The 22,298-nt window shown below is 37.6% G+C and carries 16 protein-coding genes; 8 read left to right on the plus strand and 8 right to left on the minus strand.

What is annotated here, in order from left to right; translation table 11 throughout:
• Nucleotides 1-30 precede the first annotated feature (30 nt).
• The 5 genes from N782_RS00320 to cysQ all read left to right on the plus strand — a co-directional run bounded on the left by N782_RS00320 (nt 31) and on the right by cysQ (nt 4,658).
• On the plus strand, nt 31-1,146 hold the full coding sequence (locus tag N782_RS00320; RefSeq protein ID WP_036815067.1) for a glycosyltransferase family 4 protein: 1,116 nt from the start codon (nt 31-33) through the stop codon (nt 1,144-1,146).
• A 9-nt stretch (nt 1,147-1,155) separates the two neighbouring features.
• A complete protein-coding gene (locus N782_RS00325) occupies nt 1,156-2,019 on the plus strand; it encodes a sulfotransferase family protein (RefSeq protein WP_036815070.1) in 864 nt (287 codons plus the stop codon).
• Nucleotides 2,009-2,617: a sugar transferase gene (locus N782_RS00330; RefSeq protein ID WP_036815073.1), complete on the plus strand. Its 609-nt coding sequence runs from the start codon at nt 2,009-2,011 to the stop codon at nt 2,615-2,617. The genes N782_RS00325 and N782_RS00330 overlap by 11 nt, the downstream gene beginning before the upstream one ends.
• A 108-nt stretch (nt 2,618-2,725) precedes the next feature.
• Entirely contained in the window at nt 2,726-3,829 is a 1,104-nt protein-coding gene (locus N782_RS00335) for a DegT/DnrJ/EryC1/StrS family aminotransferase (RefSeq protein WP_052111082.1), read from the plus strand.
• 34 nt (nt 3,830-3,863) lie between these two features.
• The gene (cysQ, locus tag N782_RS00340; protein ID WP_036815079.1) at nt 3,864-4,658 is read left to right on the plus strand and encodes a 3'(2'),5'-bisphosphate nucleotidase CysQ; all 795 of its coding nucleotides are present in this window, start codon (nt 3,864-3,866) and stop codon (nt 4,656-4,658) included.
• A 200-nt stretch (nt 4,659-4,858) separates the two neighbouring features.
• Here the strand turns inward: cysQ and N782_RS00345 are convergent, their stop codons facing one another.
• The 4 genes from N782_RS00345 to N782_RS00360 all read right to left on the minus strand — a co-directional run bounded on the left by N782_RS00345 (nt 4,859) and on the right by N782_RS00360 (nt 10,648).
• Nucleotides 4,859-6,277, minus strand: coding sequence for an NAD-dependent succinate-semialdehyde dehydrogenase (locus N782_RS00345; protein ID WP_036815082.1), 1,419 nt, complete (start codon nt 6,275-6,277; stop codon nt 4,859-4,861).
• Between the two features lie 21 nt (nt 6,278-6,298).
• Entirely contained in the window at nt 6,299-7,690 is a 1,392-nt protein-coding gene (locus N782_RS00350; RefSeq protein ID WP_036815085.1) for a membrane protein, read from the minus strand.
• A 42-nt stretch (nt 7,691-7,732) separates the two neighbouring features.
• Nucleotides 7,733-8,881 carry an iron-containing alcohol dehydrogenase gene (locus tag N782_RS00355; RefSeq protein WP_036815086.1) on the minus strand — a complete coding sequence of 383 codons (1,149 nt, stop codon included), beginning with the start codon at nt 8,879-8,881 and terminating at the stop codon, nt 7,733-7,735.
• A 174-nt stretch (nt 8,882-9,055) separates the two neighbouring features.
• The gene (locus N782_RS00360; RefSeq protein ID WP_084102921.1) at nt 9,056-10,648 is read right to left on the minus strand and encodes a sigma-54 interaction domain-containing protein; all 1,593 of its coding nucleotides are present in this window, start codon (nt 10,646-10,648) and stop codon (nt 9,056-9,058) included.
• 186 nt (nt 10,649-10,834) lie between these two features.
• Between N782_RS00360 and N782_RS00365 the strand changes: the two genes are divergently transcribed.
• Nucleotides 10,835-12,448: a competence protein CoiA family protein gene (locus tag N782_RS00365; protein ID WP_036815088.1), complete on the plus strand. Its 1,614-nt coding sequence runs from the start codon at nt 10,835-10,837 to the stop codon at nt 12,446-12,448.
• A 451-nt stretch (nt 12,449-12,899) separates the two neighbouring features.
• Here the strand turns inward: N782_RS00365 and N782_RS00370 are convergent, their stop codons facing one another.
• The 4 genes from N782_RS00370 to N782_RS00385 all read right to left on the minus strand — a co-directional run bounded on the left by N782_RS00370 (nt 12,900) and on the right by N782_RS00385 (nt 19,122).
• Nucleotides 12,900-14,852, minus strand: a complete 1,953-nt coding sequence (locus N782_RS00370) for a dynamin family protein (RefSeq protein WP_036815090.1) — start codon at nt 14,850-14,852, stop codon at nt 12,900-12,902.
• 118 nt (nt 14,853-14,970) lie between these two features.
• The gene (locus N782_RS21875; RefSeq protein WP_052111069.1) at nt 14,971-15,354 is read right to left on the minus strand and encodes a DUF3892 domain-containing protein; all 384 of its coding nucleotides are present in this window, start codon (nt 15,352-15,354) and stop codon (nt 14,971-14,973) included.
• 10 nt (nt 15,355-15,364) lie between these two features.
• A complete protein-coding gene (locus N782_RS00380) occupies nt 15,365-17,161 on the minus strand; it encodes a dynamin family protein (protein ID WP_161783046.1) in 1,797 nt (598 codons plus the stop codon).
• 5 nt (nt 17,162-17,166) lie between these two features.
• Nucleotides 17,167-19,122: a dynamin family protein gene (locus N782_RS00385; RefSeq protein WP_036815097.1), complete on the minus strand. Its 1,956-nt coding sequence runs from the start codon at nt 19,120-19,122 to the stop codon at nt 17,167-17,169.
• Nucleotides 19,123-19,672: 550 nt separating this feature from the next.
• On the opposite strand from N782_RS00385, the gene N782_RS00390 reads away from it, so the two are divergent.
• Nucleotides 19,673-20,347: an N-acetylmuramoyl-L-alanine amidase gene (locus N782_RS00390; protein WP_052111070.1), complete on the plus strand. Its 675-nt coding sequence runs from the start codon at nt 19,673-19,675 to the stop codon at nt 20,345-20,347.
• 112 nt (nt 20,348-20,459) lie between these two features.
• Nucleotides 20,460-22,280 carry an SEC-C metal-binding domain-containing protein gene (locus N782_RS20535; protein WP_052111071.1) on the plus strand — a complete coding sequence of 607 codons (1,821 nt, stop codon included), beginning with the start codon at nt 20,460-20,462 and terminating at the stop codon, nt 22,278-22,280.
• Nucleotides 22,281-22,298: the final 18 nt, after the last annotated feature.

The raw sequence follows: 22,298 nt of genomic DNA on the forward strand, positions 1-22,298 counted from the left end.
ATAGCTAAACATTTAGGCTTAGGAGGTTTTATGAGAACAAAAAAAATTGTGATATTCGTAGCTAATAGAGGATTTGCATTAACTAATTCAAGAGAGAGAATTATCAAGGAATTCATTAATATGGGGTGGAGGGTAGTCGTAGCTACATCAAAAGATCATCATTCTACAAAATTAATTGAGTTAGGAGCTGAATTTGAAGAAGTCAATTTTAACAGAGGTGGATTATCGATAGGGAAGGATTTAAAAGCTCTTTTTGATTTAATAAAAATCTATATGAAACACAAACCTAGCTTAATTCACCATTTTCATGCCAAACCGATACTTTTCGGAACTATTGCAACATTTTTTCACAATAAAGCAAAAATTGTAAATACAGTAACGGGTTTGGGGCATTCATTTATTAAGGGAGGATTTCTAAAGAGAGTAAGCTCCCTGGGATACAAACTACTCTTATCAAAAGCTGATCGAACTATTTTTCAAAATAGAGATGACTATAAAATGTTCTTAGACAAAAAATGGGTGTTTGATAACAACTCATCATTGATAATCAGTTCAGGAGTTGATATTGAAAAATACTCACCTCTAGCTAAAAATAATTCAAAAATAAATGTAATAATGGTAGGGAGGTTATTATGGCAAAAAGGTGTAAAAGAATACATAGAAGCTTCAAAAATACTTAAGGACACCCATCCTAATGTAACCTTCAATCTTGCTGGAGAATTTGATGATATACACCCTGATGCAGTTGATAAAAGATATGTTTATGATGCTCAAGAAAAAAGTATAATAAATTATTTAGGATTCGTAGATATGGAACAAGTATTAAAAGAAACAGATATACTAGTATTACCTTCATATAGAGAAGGAGTGCCAAGAACTATCTTAGAAGCATCTGCATGTGCTATACCTGTTGTAACCACAAATGCTCCAGGTTGTAAGGAAGCAGTTCTTAATAATGAAACTGGCTACTTAGTTCCTATTAAAAACAGTGAGCTACTAGCTGAATCTATTTTGAAACTATTAAATTCCTCAAGGCTACGCCAAGAATTTGGTAACAGAGGAAGGCAGTTTATTGAAAAGAATTTTGATATTAGCGAAATAACCAAGCAACATTTTCATGTATATAAAAAAATAAATGCATTATGAGGTGAAAAAATGTCGTATATACCGGTTATTATTATAGGTGCTGGAAGATCCGGGACAAACATGTTGAGGGATACGCTTACAAAGATTTCTGGTGTGAAAACTTGGCCTTGTGATGAAATAAATTATATATGGCGCCATTATAACGTTTCTTATCCTAATGATGAATTCACTTCTGACATGGCAACTGAAAAGGTTAAGAAATATATTCATAAGAAATTTGATGAGATGGGAAATAATTCTCATACAACTCATTTGATAGAAAAGACATGTGCCAACTCCTTAAGGGTGGACTTTCTATATGAAATATTTCCAAATGCAAAGTTTATACATATAGTCAGGGATGGGAGAGACGTAGTTGAGTCAGCTAAAAAAAGGTGGACGGCTTCTCTAGAACCATCTTACCTTTCCAAAAAGCTTAAATTTGTTCCCAAAACTGATTTGCCATATTACGGTTTTAATTATTTTATAAACAGATTATATAAAATCTTTTCAAATAATAATAGGTTAGCTTATTGGGGGCCAAAATTTTCTGGGATGGAAGATAAACTTAAAAGTTATTCTTTAGAAGAGGTTTGCGCATTCCAATGGAAAGAATCTGTAGATAAAGCAACAAATTCTTTTACTAAAATCCCTGAAGAACAAGTCTACATGGTTTATTATGAAAATTTAACCGCAGAACCTGAGAAATATATTAAAGATATATGTGAATTTATGGGGGTTAGTTACCAAGACTCTACTTTATTTAAGATAACTGAAGACATTAATAATCACAGTGTTGGGAAAGGGATCACAAAACTTAGGGAAAATAAAAAACTAGAAAAAGTGAACACAATAGTAGCAGATAGTATGGAGAAACATAATTATGAAACATGAATTATCACTTAAGAAACGTTTTTTAAAAAGGGTTTTTGATATCACTGTTTCATTTACTGGATTAATTTTATTTAGTTGGTTGATTATTGGTGCCTTTTTAATTGCTTGTATTGATACTAAAAGTAACGGTTTTTTTATACAGAAAAGAGTAGGAAGATGGGGGAACCGTTTTTCTGTTATTAAAATTAAGACCATGAAAAAAATAGATAAGCTGGATAGTACTGTAACAACTTCGAATGATGTAAGGATAACAACAAGCGGTAAAGTATTTAGGAAGCTAAAAATAGATGAATTACCTCAATTACTAAATGTATTAGTAGGACAAATGAGTTTTGTTGGCCCTAGACCAGATGTTCCTGGATATGCTGATGGATTAGCTGGTAATGATAGAGTGGTTTTAAGTATTAGACCAGGTATTACAGGCCCTGCTACACTGTACTATAGAGATGAAGAGGAGATACTCGCTAATCAAACAGATTCTCAGTATTATAACGATTATGTGATATATCCTCATAAAGTAAAATTAAACAAACAATATATTTATAACTACTCTTTGAAAAATGACATCTATTATATATGGAAGACCATCTTTAAATAACTTACATATAGCTACTGATATTGATGTTAAATTAAGAAGAAAGGATGTGAGCAATTGGAAAAAAACAGTTCTAACTCTAAGCAGAAACTTTATCTATCATCACCTCATATGGGAGGAAATGAGCAACTTTATGTGCAAGAAGCTTTTGATTCTAATTGGATTGCTCCTTTAGGGCCTAATGTAAATAAGTTTGAAGAAGAATTAGCAAACTATGCTGGAGTAAATGCTGCTTCTGCACTAAGTTCTGGTACTGCGGCAATACATTTAGCCTTACGGTTATTAGGAGTACAAGAAGGGGATAAAGTTTTTTGTTCTACCTTAACTTTTGTTGCAAGTGCTAATCCAATTATGTACCAAGCAGCTGAACCAATTTTCATAGACTCCGAACCTGAAACGTGGAATATCTCTCCTGTTGCCTTGAAAAATGCCTTCGATGATTCATATAAAAAAGGTGAACTACCTAAAGCAGTTATTGTAGTTAATCTTTACGGGCAGAGTGCGAAATTAGATGAAATTTTAGATATATGTGAACAATATGAGGTACCAGTAATAGAAGATGCTGCTGAATCATTAGGTTCTTCTTATAAAGGGCAAAAAAGTGGATCTTTTGGGCATTTTGGAATATATTCCTTTAACGGAAACAAGATAATCACTACATCTGGAGGGGGAATGCTTGTTTCAAATGATGAAGAAGCCATAAAACAATCCAGATTCCTTGCAGCACAGGCTAGGGATAATGCTTTGCATTATCAACATAGTACTTATGGATATAATTATCGAATGAGTAATATTCTTGCGGGTGTAGGAAGAGGTCAGTTAGAGGTGCTTGATCTACGAGTGGAGCAAAAACGTAGTATATTTAATAGGTATGTTGAAGGATTAAATCATATTGAGGGTATAGAATTTATGCCTGAATTAGAGGGCACCTTTTCTAATCGTTGGCTAACAGCTTGTTTAATAGACAGAGAAAAATTACAAGTGAACCCAAGTGACATTATTGGTGCTTTAGCTGAAGAAAACATAGAAGCTCGACCTGTATGGAAACCTTTACATATGCAGCCCGCTTATGAACAAAGTATGTTTTTCCCCCATGATTCTCAAATTGTTTCTGAGGATCTTTTCGCACGAGGAATTTGTTTACCATCTGGAACAAATATGTCAGTGGAAGATCAAAATAGGGTTATTGAAATAATAAAAAAAGTATTAAACTAAAATGTAATCTAATTAGGTTGGAGGCATTATCCCAATGAAAAATGTCATTAAAGCAGCAATAGAAGCAGGTCAAGAAATTATGAGTATTTATGAGAAAGATTTCAATGTGGAATACAAAGAAGATGAATCTCCATTAACAGAAGCCGACCAAAAAGCACACGCTGTGATTGAAAAAAATTTAAAACAACACTTTCCTAATATACCTATCCTTAGTGAAGAAGGAAATCAACTTACCTATGAAGAGCGCAAAGAATGGAAGGAGTTCTGGTTGGTAGATCCTCTAGATGGTACAAAAGAATTCATTAAGAAAAATGGTGAATTTACTGTCAATATTGCTTTTATTCGTGATGGTAAACCTGTAAGCGGAGTTGTTTATGCTCCAGCTCTTGGTGAGTTGTATGTTGCAGACGAAGAAAAAGGAGCTTATAAAGTAGCCAGCGTACTTAATAAGGAAGCAAGCCAAGCAGAGGCTATGAAACTACCAATTGCTCTACCTGATGGACATGTAGCTAAGGTGGTTGCGAGCCGTTCCCATATGTCTGAAGAAACGGCAGCTTTTATTAAGGACTTAGAAAAAGTATATGAAAAAGTAGAAACGGTTTCTGCTGGCAGCTCCCTAAAGCTCTGTTTAGTTGCGGAAGGAAAAGCTGATTTCTACCCACGCTACGCTCCAACAATGGAATGGGACACTGCTGCTGGACAGTCTATTGTTGAATTAGCAGGTGGTAAAGTAGAGGTAGCTAATGAGGAAACTCCTCTTAAGTATAACAAGGAAGTATTGAAGAATCCTTGGTTCTTGGCAACCACCCATTCAATTCACCTTTTATAGGTGAATATATCTTTTATACATATTCCTTTCTGCAATGGTACTAAAACAGGTTTCAATATTGTTTATTATCAAAGAAAGATGAAGTAAAATGAGCACTTCAGTAATAAAGTAAAACTGATATTTATCTTTATAAAAGATCGTATTATTTAGATAAGTTATATCTAAATAATACGACTTTTACAAAAATCAGGCTTAAAAAATTATAACCCAATCGAAATATACTTCGTCTCCAAATACTCCTCAATTCCATGATGACCACCTTCACGACCAAGTCCACTCTGCTTAAACCCTCCAAATGGAGCTTGTGGGGTAGATGGTAGCCCATCATTTAATCCAACGATGCCGTATTCTAACTGTTCACTTATCGTAATTCCTTTTGTCATGTTTTCGGTAAATACATAAGCGGATAATCCGTAAATCGTATCATTGGCTCTCTGGATTGCTTCTCCTTCCGTTTGGAACGTAGCGATTGGTACCAGTGGGCCGAATGTTTCCTCTGACATGCAGATCATATCTTCTTTGGCATCTGTTAGTACGACTGGACTGAAGTAGAGGCTGTCTTGATTTTCTCCTTTATAGATGACGTTCGCACCTTTTTCTTCCGCGTCTTGGACATGCTTTTGTACTTTGGCTACTGCTTCCTCGTTAATGAGTGGGCCGAGGTCTACTCCTTCCTCTAAACCATTTCCTATCTTTAGTTTCTTGACTTCTTCTATTAATTTTTCTGTGAATGCCTCTATTAGGGATTCATGCACATAGATGCGGTTGGAGCTCAAGCATGTCTGTCCAGCATTTCGGAATTTTGATCCCATGACGCCATCTACTGCTTTGTCTAGGTCTGCGTCATCCATCACAATTACAGGTGCGTGACCTCCTAACTCTAGTGAGACTTTTTTTACATTGTTTGCTGACCCTTTCATTAATTGTCTTCCGACTGCTGTAGAGCCTGTGAATGTTAATTTTCGAACGCGCTCATCTTCTAACCATGCTTCTCCAATAGCCTTTGGGTCACCTGTCACAACGTTGATGACGCCTTTCGGTACGCCAGCTTGTTCTGCTAGATTGGCTAGTTTCATAGCGGTGATTGGTGTCTGTTCCGCTGGCTTGATGACCACGGTGCATCCCGTCGCGAGGGCGGGTGCAACTTTTCGAGTAATCATGGCAGCTGGGAAGTTCCATGGTGTGATGACGGCTACTACACCAACAGGTTGTTTATGCACAAATAGTCGTTTGTCTCGTTGGGTGGCAGGAATTTGTTCTCCGTACACGCGCTTTCCTTCTTCTGCATACCAGGAGATAAAGCCATTCGCGTAGTTTATTTCGCCTCGTGATTCTTTTAACGGTTTTCCTTGTTCGATTGTCATCGTACGTGCTAAGTCTTCTTTATTCTCATTGATAAGGTCATGCCATTTTCGGATGATGGCACTTCGTTCATGGGCAGAGTACTGGGACCAGCTTTTAAATGCTTCGGATGCAGCGTCCACTGCTTGACTTGCTTCTTCTGCTCCACCATGTGGAACGGTTGCGATGATGTCTCCTGTTGCCGGGTTGGTCACGTCTAATGGGGCTAGTTCCTGACCGGTTTCTTCCCCATTTATCTTTAGAGCATAGTGTTCCATGTTTGTCCTCCTCTTCGGTAGTTAGGATATTTTGCGTTTTTCCTCGTCATCTTCCATATCTTTTGTGAAAATCTCATCGTTTTCGCCTGTGAAGAATTGCTTGCCATATACTAATAGCGTAAGGATGATCCCGACTGCGAACGCCCATGTTGCGCCTTTAATGGCTAGGACGGCAGCGATGATTCCGGCAATGCCAAGGTCACGGTGACTTCTCGATTCTAAAATACCAACACGGACACTGACATATCCTTGGATTAATAACGTTAGGGCTAGGGCAATGCCTAGAATCGGCTCAACCAAGCTTACGATTGGCATCAGAATGAGCCCTGTATTCGTTCCCCAACGGAAGGAGCCTGATCCACCAAATAAGGAATTCATCGCTTTTTTACCTTCCTTGTAGCGTTCAATGACCACAACCTGCATCGCTGCCCAAAGTGGACCTGCCATGGTAACGTCAGGACCAAGAATACTCATAAGCGAGTTACGTCCACCGAAAATCATGTGAGCACGGTTTTCGTTGTAATCCACTTTTTCATCTTTTCGAACATCGTCCGCCTCTGAGATGAGGGCTTTACTTTGTAGCACATCCCCAAATAGGACAATGTACGCTGCTAATACGGTTGGCACTGCTTTAATAAATAGCATCAAGGACGGGAAGCCGACGCCGAAAACAGTGTATTCACTCCAAAGCGTACTGAAGTCAGGGTTAATCAATCCCCACTCGATCGTTGGCCATGGTGCTTCGCCAAATAGGGGACCAATGATGACAGCTAACACGATAATCGGAAAGACGCCTAATTTACCGATTAAGCCCCAGACAGGACTCTGGTTCTTGAGTTTGTTGAAATGCTTGGAAAAAATAATATAAAATGCAATACCTACGGCAATCGATATCGACCATGGAAAGCTTTCGAAGCGTCCACCTGCTTCAAATATGGACTTAACGGCTGCAAACCCTGCACCAATGATAACGCCAGATTTAATAGCTGGTGGTACAAAGGTGACGACTTTTCGGGCGAGTCCTGTTACACCCAAGAAGACGGAAAAGAGTCCAAGCGTTAACTGGAAGGCGACGAGGGCATGCACCCGGTCCACCCCTTCTGGAAACGTCGATACATAAACCATAATCAACGGGATTGCTGGTGTGATCCATCCTGGAACAACGGGATCGCCAAGCAGGTGGTGGGTTAAGTACAAAATACCGTTTAACAGCACCACAGCTAGGGCAACTTCAAATGGCATCCCTAACAATTCCGTCATTAATGGGATGGCGGCCAAGTCTACCGCACACATCATCAGTCCTTGTACATAGTCTGGCCATTCGAATTTATAGTGGACGAATGGAAGCCTTAATTTGAATGGGCCTAACGGGATATAGGGAGATTCTTCGCCATCGGTACGATTTTTCCACATGTTGCATACCTCTTTTCTTAAAGATTTTTGGCACACTAGCGCTTAGTATGCAGATTGATAGATTTGCTCAATTTCGTTTTTTCCTAATTTACGAGGGTTGTTGGTTAGCAAGCGTTCTATTTTACTAGCATCTTCCGCCATAGCGGCTATGTCCTGTTCGGGTATATCAAAAGCACGTAAGCCAGTAGGGATATTCACTTCGTTGCAAAGCCGTTCCATCGCTGTTACCGCTTTGTCCGCTGCTTCGGAGTCGGACAGGTGATCCACTTTTTCACCGAAGGCTTCGGCAATGGTTCGGAAGCGTTCGACACAAGCGATTTTATTCCATTCCATCACATAAGGAAGGAGGAGAGCGTTACTAACGCCGTGGGCGATATTATAGCGCCCGCCTAGTGGATAGGCTAGAGCGTGTACAGCTCCTACACCTGCATTGCCAAACGCCATCCCCGCCATCAGGCTTGCGGTAGCCATGTTTTCCCGCGCTTTGATATGGTCAGGGTTCGCATAGGCTTTCGGTAGATTTTTCGATATCATCTTGATGGCCTGAATGGCTAGGGCATCGGTAATAGGGGAGGCATGTACAGATATGTATGCCTCAATCGCATGCACCAGCGCATCCACACCACTCGCAGCCGTCACGGAAGGAGGCATGGTTAGCGTCATTTCCGGTGCTACGATGGCGACATCCGGTAGTAGGTAATCACTGACGATGCCTTTTTTCAGCTGCGCTTCCTTATCGGAGAGAATGGAGATGTTCGTTACCTCCGAACCTGTACCAGCTGTCGTCGGGAGCGTGATGATGGGGCTCCCTTTTTGCGGAACAAGGTCTGTTCCAATCAGGTCACTTAATGAACCTTGGTGAACGGAGAGGGCCGAGACACTCTTGGCGATATCAATCGCACTACCGCCACCAATGGCGATTAGGCTATCGTGGTTTCCTTTTTCGAATACGTCGGCGCATTCTTCTACGATCTTGAGCTCCGGGTCGGGTTTTACACCCGTGAACACCTCATAAGAAAGCCCTTTCAATAATGGGGTTATTTGATTGACCACACCAACCTTTTGTAAAATCTCGTCCGTTACGATTAACGGATTGGAGACCTGAAGTCGATGCAATTCTTCTGTGAGTTTTTCGGTTGCGCCATTACCCGTAATGAGTTTGTTGGCAATTTTAAATGTACTGATTGTCATAGGATAGGAACTCCTTTCTGGTTTACTTTTCTATGTGCAAAAATTATGCCAACTTCGTAAAATGTCAGAAAATATCGACAATGGCGCGAGGTGAAGTTGAAAACGCTGTCATAAAACTGTTGCAATTTTGATTAGAAATGTAATCAAAAAAGAGGAGGGTGATTGAATGTGTAATCACTCTCCCCATTTTTTCATTTTCTGAACGATAGTCGATTGGCTTACTTCTAATACTTCTGCCACTTTTCTCGTTGTTTTGTATTTTCGCATCGCTTTGGTGATCATCGTACGTTCCACTTCTTCGATTGCTTGTTTGAGCGGGATGATGTCATCCTCTTCTCTTGGCGCATGCTTGCTGCTTTGGATCAGTTCCTCTGGTAGGTCGTCGCGAGTAATGTGATCTTCAGGTGTCGTCACGACTAACTGTTCGATGAGATTCTTTAACTCTCGGATGTTACCAGGCCAGTCAAAATCATAAAACGCATCGATGGCCTCAAGCGTGATTGTCTTATCGAATCCGTAGGCTGCATTGTATTCGTTTAGGAAATGCTCGGTCATTGCATGGATCTCTTTTTTTCGCTCCCGTAATGGAGGAATGTGAATAGGGACGACATTCAAACGGTAATAAAGGTCTTCCCGGAACGCGCCCGTCTTTACAAGCTGTTTGAGATTTTTGTGAGATGCCGCAATGATGCGGACATCAATATGCTTAAGCTTGGACGACCCAACTGGATAAAAGGCCTGGTCTTCAATCACTTTTAATAGTTTTACTTGCAGCTCTAACGGCAAGTCGCCGATTTCATCCAAAAATAACGTCCCCTGATCCGCCACTTCCAGCAATCCTTTTTTTCCTTTCGATAAAGCTCCCGTAAACGCACCGGCTTCATAGCCGAATAGTTCCGCTTCGATCAAGTTGGTCGGGAGGGCTCCGCAGTTCAGCTCTAGAAAACTATTGTTGCTACGAATCGATTTCTCGTGAACATGCTTCGCAATCATCGTCTTGCCAACCCCCGTCTCCCCGTGCATGAGAATCTGGGCATCGGTTTTGGCGACCCGTTCGATGATGCTAAGGAGGTTTTTCATTTTATCGCTAACGTAGAAAGGGGAATCTTCTGATTTGGAGTACGCTTCTTTGAAACTTTGGCGTAGATTTTTCAACTCTTGCAGGTCTTCCACTTGGTGCTTTAACTCTAATAGCTCCGTAATGTCTCGTACACTATTGATCACATAGAGGATATCTCCGTTGTTAGAAAAAATCGGTGTTCCAGAAACAATGATATTTCGCCCATTGGCAATCTTCTGCATCAGCGTCACAGGCCTTTCTTCTTTTAGCACATGAAGTGAAGCAGACTTCGATATATAACCAGCCTTAATCACATCCTCCATATGAGACCCGACCAGCTGTTCCGCTTTTAAATCCGTAATCCGCTCATACGCCTGATTCACCTTTACCGTCACACCATCCCCATTGGTGATAAACACCCCATCATGAAGCGAGTTGACGATGTCCGTGAAAATGGGACTGTCTAGAATCTCGCTGTACTGGTGATCTATGTGGCTCGATGTTTCCTTATTCCTCCGTAGCTGAGCCTGTAGAATGTCTCCCAACGACTGACTAAGATCCTCACTATCCAATATATCCCGCATATTTTCAATAGATAACGTTCCGATGACGTCCCCTTCATCGTTGATCACTTTAATCCGTTCCACGGTAGAATCTGAAAACTGTTCGATTGCCCTACTGATGTGCGCGTTTTTATGTAATTGCATGGGTGGGTCCTCCAATCCTGGCTGTTTTGTCTCATTTTATCATGAGTGGGATGGGGGGACAGGTACCTCGTTTCATTTATTATGAATAAATGTACTACTTATTTATCTCCTTATATTTTCCACGAACTAACGTGATGGTATGATAGTCATAGGAACTATTGATGAGTAGAAAGGAGTGTAAACCTTTTGGATTCGGCCTATCTACATAATTCAGTCTTTAATATTGAACTGAAGAGGAAAGAGTTAGAAGGAAAGAAGATGTCACGTGATGAAATCAAACAATGGTTTGAGAATAACTATCGTGTTTTTTCCAAAAAGAGTGCGTTCACTTGCTTATGTTGTCACAAACCAGTGAATATGAATCTAACAAAAGAGGAAGGAAGACCTTTTTATTTTAGACATAATGACGAGAGTGAATGCTCTTACTCTGAAAATACAAAGACCTATGAAAAGCATGTATCTAAACATGAAGAAAAGACAAAAAAAGATATTGGTCTCACCATCTTTAGGGAGATATTAGAAGGGGAACTCAGACCTTTCGATGCAGAGATTGAGAGAGGTACTCATTATAAGAAGAAACTTTCCTTTATTCCTGATTTTATTGTGAAGTTTCCTAATTCTGAGGAGAAATGGGCGATTGATTATTTTACTGCGATAGATCAAGGTAAAAACTCAGGAAGTTATGCTCGCCATTTATCAAAACGAATGGAAACCTACAAAGAAGAAGGGTTTGAGTCATTTTCTTTCGTTGATTATAGTTGGCTTTCTTTTCTAGAAGTAACTAATAAAGGGACGCTCCTTACTGCAGAAACTTATGTAACTAGTAAAACATCTGAAGATGAGGTATGGGATACATTTTTGGAGAATCATGTAAAAGACGATTTGTTAGACTTTTTTATGAAATATACTGAGGCGACTATGGAGGAGTTTGATACTAGAAATATCGCATATGTAGATGTGTACAATGGTCTATGTACAGCCTTTCGTTTTATACCGATATCAAGGCAGAATCGTAATATAACTTATTATAAACTTTCATCTTCTCAAGTACCTCTAGCGCAAGCGCTATCAGTAAATGCTGATCAAAATCACTTTGTACTTACCCAGGAGAATGAAGACGATAAAAGAAATAAATTTTTAAATGAACTAATGGAGAAGAAGCAACAGATTGAAGCAGAAGAGCAAGAACGAAAAGAAGAACTAGAAAAAAATAGAGCAGAAAAAGATAAAATTAAACAAGAAGAGTTAGAGCAAAAGAGAAAGATGTGGGCTGAAGAAGAAGATAAACGAAAAGAGAGATTGAGAACCCAAGAGCAAGTGGACGAACAAACTGAAAAAGAGATGCAAGAAAGGATGAGAAGAGCCTCTTTAAGACCTATCGAAGTTCACCCAGATCAGTGGAACTATCGTAGTCAAAGGCAGCGCCGGTATAGAAATTACACGTATCAACAAAGTCCACCGAAAACCTTGTCTATGGAAACAGAAGAGAGTGCAGACCAAACGAAAAGAGAGAGGGTTAAACAGGTTCTTTTATCTCAGCCTATTAAGGGCGAATCGTATATTGATGAGGATAAAGGGGCTTGGAGGAAAGTAATATTGAAATGGATAAAGGAAAATCAATCTGGGGGAAAGATATTTGTTTCCTTGCAACAGGTTATCGATTATATGAAAAGCTTAGGGATTTCCTTTAATCAAAGCGATAAGGTCATTAAGTATCCGATACAAGAGTTTTTTGAGTTTTATGAGAAGACGGTGAATGGGGAGTTTAAGAAGAATGTTGAGATTATTATTCAGGAATGAATAAAATGGTTTAGAGTATTACGGCTAATTGGGTATTGGGTTATATGAAATTCCTGATACCATTATCACATAAACGATAGGGGGACAAAGATAGGATTTTTTTATTGTTTAGTTATGCCAATAGTTAGGAATTAAGAAGAAGTTATATTCTTACCATTAATGTAAATTGAATAGTAGAGGATTTATCATTTCTGAATGGTTTTAATTTAATGAAGAAAATCCAATTAAGCTATCGCTTACAAATGATTTTTATAAGAATATAACTTTATATAGAATGTTAGGGGGGCGGTCTATGTTATAACTAAATTAAATTTAGAATAACAGGAAACTACTAATAACCCCTATTCTCTTATCTTCAGTAATTTCACAAAACTCTATGTCAGATATTTGTTTCGTATGCGATAGGTCTCTTTTCTTATGAAAAAATAATGACATGCCAAAAGAATCATATCTATATATCTAATAAAGCCATAATAATAGTCAGGATCCAAAAACTTATTATTATAAACCAAACCACACTTCCTATAATTATTTTTTCAATACGATCTTTCTTGTTATAAAGCTCGTCTGTTTGATAATCCATTTTTTCTAACGGCTCTTCTATAGTTTCCAAAAAATGTGTTTGTGAGATTTCCACTATAGGCGAGTCATTGGATAAAGAGGTTAACTGGATATTAAAGTACTTTTCATAATATTTCACAAAAGATGATAACGGTGAATTTGGCTTGTATACATTGTTAATACATTGATAGATATTTTCCAACTTCTTGTATGATGATGCTTGTTGAATATGAGTATCTGGAATCTCTAATATTCGAAGGAGCTTTTGTAAGTCTTCGTAAAAAATTTCTATATTTTTTATACTATTTACATTATGGATGTCATTATTGGATATGTGTGAGGCTAGAGTATTATAATATTCGTAATATAGACTATTTAAGTTATTATGATAATGTTGGATTAATTTTTGCAACTGAGAGTTATTATTTTCTCTTATACTTATTAAATATTTTCTGAGCTCTTTTTTTTTAGAGTTTATTCTTTCATAATCTGAATCTTGTCCTCCTATCTTTTTATTATATTGGAGTTGCTCGTCTATAAAATGCTTAATATCGCTCTTTTCTGGCCACTTCCTATTATTTAAATCGTTCCATTTTATTTCAATGTATTTTTTTCGCTCTTTATTTTTCAGCATTTGTTTATTGTATTTCCTTATGGATTTATTTAGGTCTTTTAATAAACTACTAAATAAATAAAGGTTTTTTTGTTGAGTTTCCAAATACAAAAGGTTAACTTTAGTAGCCCTTGAATAGGAAGCAATAAAGTTATACATTTCTTCTAAGTAATCATAGCTTTGAATTGGAGAGGATGGTAGCTGTTTCCGTAAACCGTGTACTTCATTTTCTAACTGTTTCTTCCTCTCAAGTGTGTTCACATAAAATTCTTCAATATATGGATAATCCCTTAACATGAAATTTTCTACAATATTTTCATAATAGTTAGTTTTCAAGGTATCTTTTTGCTGTAGAAGTTCCTGATAAAGATGGGAAAGTAAATTAATATATTTTTTGTACATACTTTCTTTCTTTAGAGTGTGATCATTTATTATTGAGTTAATAAGTGTATCAATTCTTTCCCAATTGCTATAATAGAGTAACTCTTCATCTCCATTAATCTTTGCATCTAATGCTTCTTTAGCAGATACGCCAATAACATGAGTAAAAAAAGATTGTAATCTTCTCATATTAAAATCAATAAAGTCCTCTAACTCTTCTTCTTCCTCATTATGTAAATCAATTGCATTGATAATGCCATAAGTAGGAATATTGTATTCCTGAAGCATCTTTATGTTATGCGTCTCTTGTTCTGTTCCAGTATGTTGGTAATGAAATAACCAAAAAGCCACGTCAGCTTGATTTAAATTTGTTTTCGTAACCATTTCATGATGTTCATGGCCAGAGTTTAAACCAGGAGAGTCAATAATAGTTAAATTCTTCAATAATGGATTAGGTAATTGAAGTTCTATATATGATAACTGATTACGAATGGTGGTCAAATCTCCTTGTTTTTCTGAAGATAGGGAGGGGAGATCCTCTATAGAGAAATGCGCTTTAGCACCGTTTTTGTAGTATCCATACAAAGTAGTGTGTTCCCCATAAGTCAGTTTTGTTAAAACGGCTGTGGCAGGGACGATGTCCACGCTTAACTTTTCTTCTTGCAACAGTGCATTGATAAATGTAGATTTCCCGCTGTTAAATTCGCCTGCAATGAGAATGGTTTTATTTTCATGAAGATTTTCTTTTAGTTGTTCAACTTCTGGTAATATTTTGTCTGTGTGTGTATTGTTTTCTAACCAATCATATAGCTTTTCCAATTCAGTTTGAAGTGTATGTACCCAACTCAAGAGTCTCTCCCCCTTCTGTAATATAAGTTTAAAAGGTAAGGCTTTATAGATGTTAGTAAGTAATAAAATAATTTTTTATTTCGTCGGATAAGAAAAAGAGGTCAATTACTTTTTAAATCTATCCTAAATTATTGAAGGGACTTCCATCTGGGTTTGTTCGTATATAGCCCCCTCCTTGTTCTTTTGAACGATTAGTGTTGGTATTGCCATCTCCATCTCGAAAATATCCTTCTACATATGTGCCGTCAGATCGATAATATCCATCCACGTAATGTGGATCTACGAAATGTGTGTTTGCCATATTAAGGTGCAATTCTGGAAATTCATGTTGATGTGCATATTTTAATGGATCAATATGTTGTAAGATATCTTGATTGGAAAAGTATTGATTATTTAGGGTTGGTACTTCAAATGTTTCTAGGGATTGAAATTCTGATTGACTAAAATCTTGATCGAACATTTTTGAAGGTTCTGTTGTTTCAAGGTTAAAAAAATCACTCATGGTATCTCTCCTACTTACGTATTTTTAGTGAATCATACTCATTTTCAAGTTCTTTTTTCATTTGGTTCATATGCTTTATGAAGGTTTCTAATTCATGAATGTAGCTTTGGTCAAGCTCTACTCTCTGTTTCTTGGAATCGATATTTACTTTAAGGTTTTTATGAAGGTGTTCTATTAATGTAGTAAACTCATTCAATGTATTATTTTTAATTTTTTCAGTAGAATTTCGAAGGAAATTACACATGTGTCTTTCAAAATCATAAAACATTTGTTGAAGCAAATGTTCCGTATTGTAAATTAACTCTGGTTTGACTCGCTCCCATTGTTTTTCTTTTATTTTATCTTGTAAGAAAGGTAAACCTGCCATTCCTACTACAGGAATGAGAACAGTTCCTCCCAGAGCAAGTACAATAGCACTTGCCCCACCCATAGTAACACCAGCTTTAACAGAAGGATTACTTGCACCTGGGTTATCTAGACTTATGGTAGAGTCATAATTTAATAGTGACATTTCATGGTCTGATTGAATATGCACGCTCTGCTGGAATGATTGAGTTAAAGCTTTGGATATTTGTTTCTCCAGTTTTTTTAGTAGGGTGAAAATATATTCACTATACTGTTGAATCCATTGGTCAAAGCGTGTACGTATTGTCATTGGGATTTGTGACTCAACTAGCGCCTTTATATTGCCTCCTTGAGAAAATTCAATTTTATTTATGATTTCTTTTTCAAGTGATTCTTGAAAAGCGCGTACAGATTTTAAAACTATATGCTGTATTTCCTCTGTACGTTCTGTTAAATAATTGTTGATTTGTTGCTCACTTTCATCCCGCTTTTCTTTCCAGTGTTGTAGTGATTGTTCTTCTGCTTGTAACGCTTCTAAAGATTGATTTGCCATTGATTTAACTGTTTCAATCTCTTGTTTTAGGTTCATATGTATGTGTTCTAAACGAAGCATCATATGTTTTTCTTTTTCTTGCTGTTTTCTACCTTCAAAAGCAATAGTCTGTAATTGTGCTTCAATGGATGGTAAACCGGATGTTTCTAGTAATGCATTATCACCAGTTATTTTAGCTTTAAGAGCTTCTTTAGAAGAAACAGTATAAATAATAGGGTTCACCATTTCAGTTATGGAACAAAGTCTTCGCTTGAGATAGTCAAGTGTATCTTCTAACTCTTCATCGTCCTCTATACGGTCCACAAAATTGGCTACAAATATAATGCGATCAGTACCATATTTTAAGATAGTATCTTTTAAAAAGGTAACTTCTGATTGCTTTAAGGGTGATGTGATATCTAATAAAAATACTATAGCGTCTGCACGTGGGATAAATTGGTTTGTAATATCAACACGGTGTTCATTTAAATCGTTAACACCAGGTGTATCAACTAATGTAACCCTATTTTTCAATAGAGGAGCAGGTTTAAATAACTTTAAGTATTTCACATCGTTTGGATTAAAGTTAGCTTCAGCAGTGTACGATTGTAGTGATTCATAAGATAGATTTTTTGTCTCGATTTCTCCATTTGGTTTGACTACTTGATAGTAATTTTGATTTCCATAAAAAATGGAGTGAATGGCTGCGGTAGTTGGTGTGATATCTGTCGGGAGTGTATCTTCTCCCAGTAGAGCATTTACGAATGTTGATTTGCCATGTTTGAATTCTCCAACTATCACAAATGTAAAGTAATCATTGATAATGTCTGTCTGTAATTCTTTTAACTTCTCTAGTTGGGGGCTGTCTTGTAGCAACTTAATTGTTTTATCCTTTGTTTCGTCTATCTTTTCTAAAATAGCATGTTGCATGTTACTCACTGTACCACACCAGCCTTTTCGTTCTGTTCTAAAGTAATTATAGTTTCTTCAAGACTTTGTTTGATATAATGAAAACGTTGCTCTTGCTGTTTTAAACCTTCTAATCGTTCTTGAACTTCTGCTTCCTCAAGTTGTGTATTCTCTAATAAAGTATTAAGCTGATGTTCTGTTTCATTTATTTTGTTCTGGATTATTTTCATATAGCGTTTTTTTACCGTTTCGGTGATTCCTTTCCATTCTTGTTTAAATACTTCTTTTTTCTTTCGTTTTGAATCATAAAATTGATTTTGTAGTTGACGTTCAATTTTATCTACTTTACTCTCTCTATCTCCAAATAACCAATTAAGTCCCGCATTTACAATAGAAGCGACACCTTCTACAAGACCTGTCAAAACGAAACCTGCAGCAACAAAAGCTTTATTAAAAATTGAAGAACTGGAACTCCATGATTGACTTAAATCACTATAAATATCCTGAAAGAATGATTCTTGATTTTTTTCTTCCAAGTCAATTGGTAGGTTGTTTGTTCCTGATTCCGCTTGGTTGTTATAGAGGAAATTCATATTCGAATCAATGGTTAGCCATTCATGCTGCAAGTGTTTTGTATTGGATTCTACAACTTCTTCAATAGTATCTTGGATCTTCTTTATTTTTCTGGTATGTAATTCTCTTTCTAATGGAGCAGTACTATTTTCCACAGCTCTGCTAATTTCTTCAATATGAGCATACTTGTTGTCTTCAAACGTGCTCGTTCCTGTTTCTTGAACCTGGTCTAATTCCCATTCATACCATTTGGTTAGTTCGTGGTATTTTTGCTCTAGCTTTCGATCAATCTTTTGGAGTGCCTCGTCTCCAATTGTTTTTATATGGTCAAGTTTTTGTCTAAATTCACTCACTTTACCATGAAGTCCATTAATTTCTTGGGTTAAAGATGATTTTTCCTGAGGAATTTGTTTTTCCAGAGTATCTTGAATTACACGAATTGAACGCTGTACTGGTCTTTGTAGCTTCACATTGCCCCGATCATACTGTAAGAATTCCGCCAGTTCCTTCTCTAGTTCAAGAAAGCCTGTCTCCTCTATGGACCAAGGTTCAATAATTCTCCCTCGTTTTGTTTTCATTTCTTCTCCATTGACTTTACGACGTGCATTTAAGGCTTGAAGAGAAGATACCATAAAGATCTTAGGCTCTGTATGTAAAATGTTAGCAAGCTCTGTTTCTGCGTGTTGGATAACTTTTTGTCTGTCTCCTTCGGTTTTCAAATCGTCTTTAAAATTTATGACCACAAAGATTTTTTGAATGTCATTACGTAATAAGCGATCTCGCAGAAAACTACGTTCAGAATCTGATAAGATTTTGTTTGCTGATAATAATAGAATAGCAGCGTCTGATGTAGGAATAATTGAGTTAGTAATATGCTCACGGTTAGGGTCCATATCATTTGTACCAGGTGTATCAATAATATCGACTTGATCTTTCAAAAATGGTAATGGGTGATGTATTCTTGCATATTTTATTTGCTTTAGATAATTAATAGTTTGTTCATATTCTTTCTCAGAAGCAGGATCTCCTTGAATAGCTTCTTTTGGAGCGACTAGTGATTTGAAATCTTTTTCTTGAATTTTTTCAGAGGTCTTCTTGTCATCTTGAAAGTGAAGATTAATGGAAGGTTCTTCAGCGTAAGAAATGACATTTAAAATGGTGGTAGTTGGACGGGCCAAAGAAGGCAGGATTTTCTTGCCTAATAAAGCATTGATAAAAGTTGATTTACCTCGTGAAAATTCCCCTACAACGGTGATTTGAAAGTTGTTTTGTTCAATATCATTATATAATTCATTGATTTCCTCAGTTTTATGATGTTCTCTACGTTCATTATATAATTTTGAAATTTGATTAAGTTGGGTTAAAACATTATGTCTAGCATTAGTATATGCCTCGAGTTTAAAACTCAATTGGTATCCTCCTTTCATATTTATATTCTCTAAGTGGGTACGAATCCAGTAAATGTGTCCGATTCCATAAAACTTTATTTCTTAATAGTAAGAGTAGTGAGTCTGATTTGCTAACCTAGGTTCAAATAAATAGTTTTAATCAAATTTATATGTTGGTTAAATACAAGTGGAAGCCAATCACTTTGCGTATATGAGTTAGCTGAAACAAAGGGAAAGTTAATTAAAATTTTCCTTTATTTTAGTACAAAATGCTTATAAATGATAGGGGGATAAGGTTTTAGGGGAAGATTTCATGTAATTTAGTTTATTTTCCTGTAAATGTGTGGTGAATAGTTTTGATGATGACAAGCATTTTCCGCTTAAGTCTATAAGTGTTTTCTTAGTTTTAATCGAACTCAATTTCCTAAATGCGGATTTGTGATTTCTAACTATTACCAAAAACGCCTGCAATATCTAAAACAAATAGAGCTCTATAACACACCTGTTCTTACTAACGAATCGATTATTAATATGAGTAATGAATAACAATCATATAAGGAGTGCTATAGGTATGACAAAACGAGTAGCCTGGGATAATGGACATGGTTTTAACACTTTCGGCAAGAGGTCGCCAGATGGGGAGAGGGAGTGGTCGTTTAATGATGAGGTTGGAACAGCAGGAATTCATCGGTTAAGGCAGTATGAGGGTGTGGAAGTGTTTAGGTTGGATGATCCTACAGGGAAGCGTGATGTACCGTTAACGGAGCGGACGAATAAAGCAAATCAATGGAAGGCGGATATCCTCGTTTCCTGCCACCACAATGCGTATCAAGGGAAATGGGGGAGCCATACGGGGATTGAAACATATACCTATGTTGGTCATTGGCCTGAAGCGAAAAGATTAGCTAATTTAGTTCATAAGCGTGTGGTAGATGTATATGGTTTAGCTGATCGAGGGCTCAAGAAAGCTGATTTTCATATGTTACGAGAATCGGTCATGCCAGCTGTATTATGCGAGTTGGGTTTTATGGATTCTACTATTGATATAAGGAAGCTGCGAAATAGAGCGTTACTTCAACAAGCAGGCGAAGCTATAGCGGATGGTATTGCGGACTATTTAGGATTGAAACTTAAGGATTCGGATTCTTTTGTGATTGAGATGGAAGGGATGAGTCTTACGAAGCGTGAAGAGGTGGAACAATGGTTACGTGAGCGGGGATGGGTTTATAGTATAAAGAATGGGTGAGATGAGGGGACAGGTCCCTCATCCCATTTTTTGGGACGAGGAACCTGTCCCCGCGTCCCATCCCACACATGTTACACTATACATATGAAAATTCGACAAAGGAGTTTATTAGATGAGTCAGGGACGGAATGATTTGTGTGCTTGTGGAAGTGGCAAGAAGTATAAGAAGTGTTGTATGAAGAAGGAACAGGTGGTGGAATTAAAGGAGCGTAAAGAGGAGAGGTTTCATAGACAAAAGCAATCGTTAGTGTATCAATTAGAAGAATTTTTTGCAGGTAGCTTAACCCCTTCCAAGGTACGTGAAATGAATGACGTATTTTATAATCGTATTACCTACCGTAGAAAGGATATGGAGGGCTTCTTTCAATTTTGGATGTACTTCTTTTACCGATATGATAATGGACTGCGTGGGATTGAATGGTTCTGGAAAGAAATGGGCAATCGTCTTTCAACACAAGAGGCCGAGATGGCGAAAAGATGGTTGGAGATGAAGCCTCGGTTTCTCACAGCGATTGAGGAGAAGGATGAGGTCATTGTATATGAAGATTATCGAACCGGGGAGACCTTTCCGTGTGCAAAAGATCTGGGTACTACGGCAACCCAGCTTGCCTGGAGTAGCACAGTCGCGTTGCTTGAGCCACTGGGGGATGTGTATTATTTTAACGGATTGAGAATGTTCCAAAGTCCTAACAAGTTACAGAAAGCGTATGAGCATGTAGACGCGCTGGCGGAAGACGCAGGGAAAGAGTTTGACGAAGCGGTGATGGAAGCTTACCCTGATATATTAGAAATTTTCCTTACAAATGCTTATCGTTCCCGGGAAGAGGTACCTATTTCTACCTATACGTACACATTCCGAGTGAAGGAATCAACAAGTGCTACGTCCTTTCTAATGAATGAGCCAGACGTGTTTATAGAAAATCAGGGAGTAGAAGAAGTTCAATTTTCTTGGGTGAAAAACTGGCTACTCTATAAAGATAATGAAGCAGCTGGGGATATTCAACTTGGAGAAGTTTATGCAAAGCTGACTGCCAAAGATGGCTTTCTAACCGCCGTTCTTTACACGAAAGACTATCAGGATACCTTGCTGGAAAAAATGAACGATAATAGTTTGGAATACCTTGGTATGGAGGAAGAAGTGATTGGCTATGGACCTTCGGTAACCCTTTCCCAAAACGCAATCTATCTCCAAGAAGGAGTCCCAGAATATTTTATCCCCATTGCTCAAACAGCTCTAACCGTTGATCTAGATGTGGAAATCCCTACACTAGGAAATAAATCTCTCCGTGAGTCAGTAGCCCAGGGAGAAACGGAAAAAGTTGAATGGTGGCTACGTGGGTCAGAGTATAATGAGCAATATCGTATGCTAGAAGAATTTGGCCATTTAACCGTTACACCTGATTATAATACGATACGTCGAAAGCTAGGCATGCCGCTGTCACCGTTTGTCACAGGTGGGGAAAAGCGTCAATCTTCTATTCAACCTATACAGATGAAAGACCCTAACCTGAACTATATCATTGAGGGAGAAGTCTCTTACTATCAGGACTTAGGTATCACACCAGAGACGAAGGATGCGTTCTATGCCCGTGACTTGGTTCTATTTTTCAAGGAAAAAGTACAAGGCAAATCCCAAGCCACGTACCGTAAATATAGGGCATCATTATATGATATTAGAATATTGCTAGAAGTGAGTGGAGTAGGCAGCTGGGAAGAATGCGACGAGGCATTTTGGTGCCGTTATGTAGTCGAGGAACTTGTCGATATGTATTACATGGTAAGCCCAACCCATATGAAAGAAATGATTTCCGTGATCAAGGCATTTGTGAAATGGTTGGACGACCATAAAAACCTAGGCATCTATCATGACGTAGCCCGCTACTTTAAAGAACATGAAGCAGAAATCTTCTCAAAAACCGTAAGCGTCAAGTGAGATGGGAGTGGGATGAGG

The organism is Pontibacillus yanchengensis Y32, from assembly GCF_000770635.1.
Lineage (GTDB): Bacteria > Bacillota > Bacilli > Bacillales > BH030062 > Pontibacillus > Pontibacillus yanchengensis.

Excerpts from the sequence above, each read along its gene's own strand:
- N782_RS00330 (WP_036815073.1), top strand. The coding sequence starts at position 2,009 with ATGAAACATGAATTATCACTTAAGAAACGTTTTTTAAAAAGGGTTTTT.
- N782_RS21875 (WP_052111069.1), bottom strand. The coding sequence starts at position 15,354 with ATGAGTGATTTTTTTAACCTTGAAACAACAGAACCTTCAAAAATGTTC.
- cysQ (WP_036815079.1), top strand. The coding sequence starts at position 3,864 with ATGAAAAATGTCATTAAAGCAGCAATAGAAGCAGGTCAAGAAATTATG.
- N782_RS00350 (WP_036815085.1), bottom strand. The coding sequence starts at position 7,690 with ATGTGGAAAAATCGTACCGATGGCGAAGAATCTCCCTATATCCCGTTA.
- N782_RS00380 (WP_161783046.1), bottom strand. The coding sequence starts at position 17,161 with ATGCAACATGCTATTTTAGAAAAGATAGACGAAACAAAGGATAAAACA.
- N782_RS00355 (WP_036815086.1), bottom strand. The coding sequence starts at position 8,881 with ATGACAATCAGTACATTTAAAATTGCCAACAAACTCATTACGGGTAAT.
- N782_RS00335 (WP_052111082.1), top strand. The coding sequence starts at position 2,726 with ATGGGAGGAAATGAGCAACTTTATGTGCAAGAAGCTTTTGATTCTAAT.
- N782_RS00360 (WP_084102921.1), bottom strand. The coding sequence starts at position 10,648 with ATGCAATTACATAAAAACGCGCACATCAGTAGGGCAATCGAACAGTTT.
- N782_RS20535 (WP_052111071.1), top strand. The coding sequence starts at position 20,460 with ATGAGTCAGGGACGGAATGATTTGTGTGCTTGTGGAAGTGGCAAGAAG.
- N782_RS00390 (WP_052111070.1), top strand. The coding sequence starts at position 19,673 with ATGACAAAACGAGTAGCCTGGGATAATGGACATGGTTTTAACACTTTC.
- N782_RS00325 (WP_036815070.1), top strand. The coding sequence starts at position 1,156 with ATGTCGTATATACCGGTTATTATTATAGGTGCTGGAAGATCCGGGACA.
- N782_RS00345 (WP_036815082.1), bottom strand. The coding sequence starts at position 6,277 with ATGGAACACTATGCTCTAAAGATAAATGGGGAAGAAACCGGTCAGGAA.
- N782_RS00320 (WP_036815067.1), top strand. The coding sequence starts at position 31 with ATGAGAACAAAAAAAATTGTGATATTCGTAGCTAATAGAGGATTTGCA.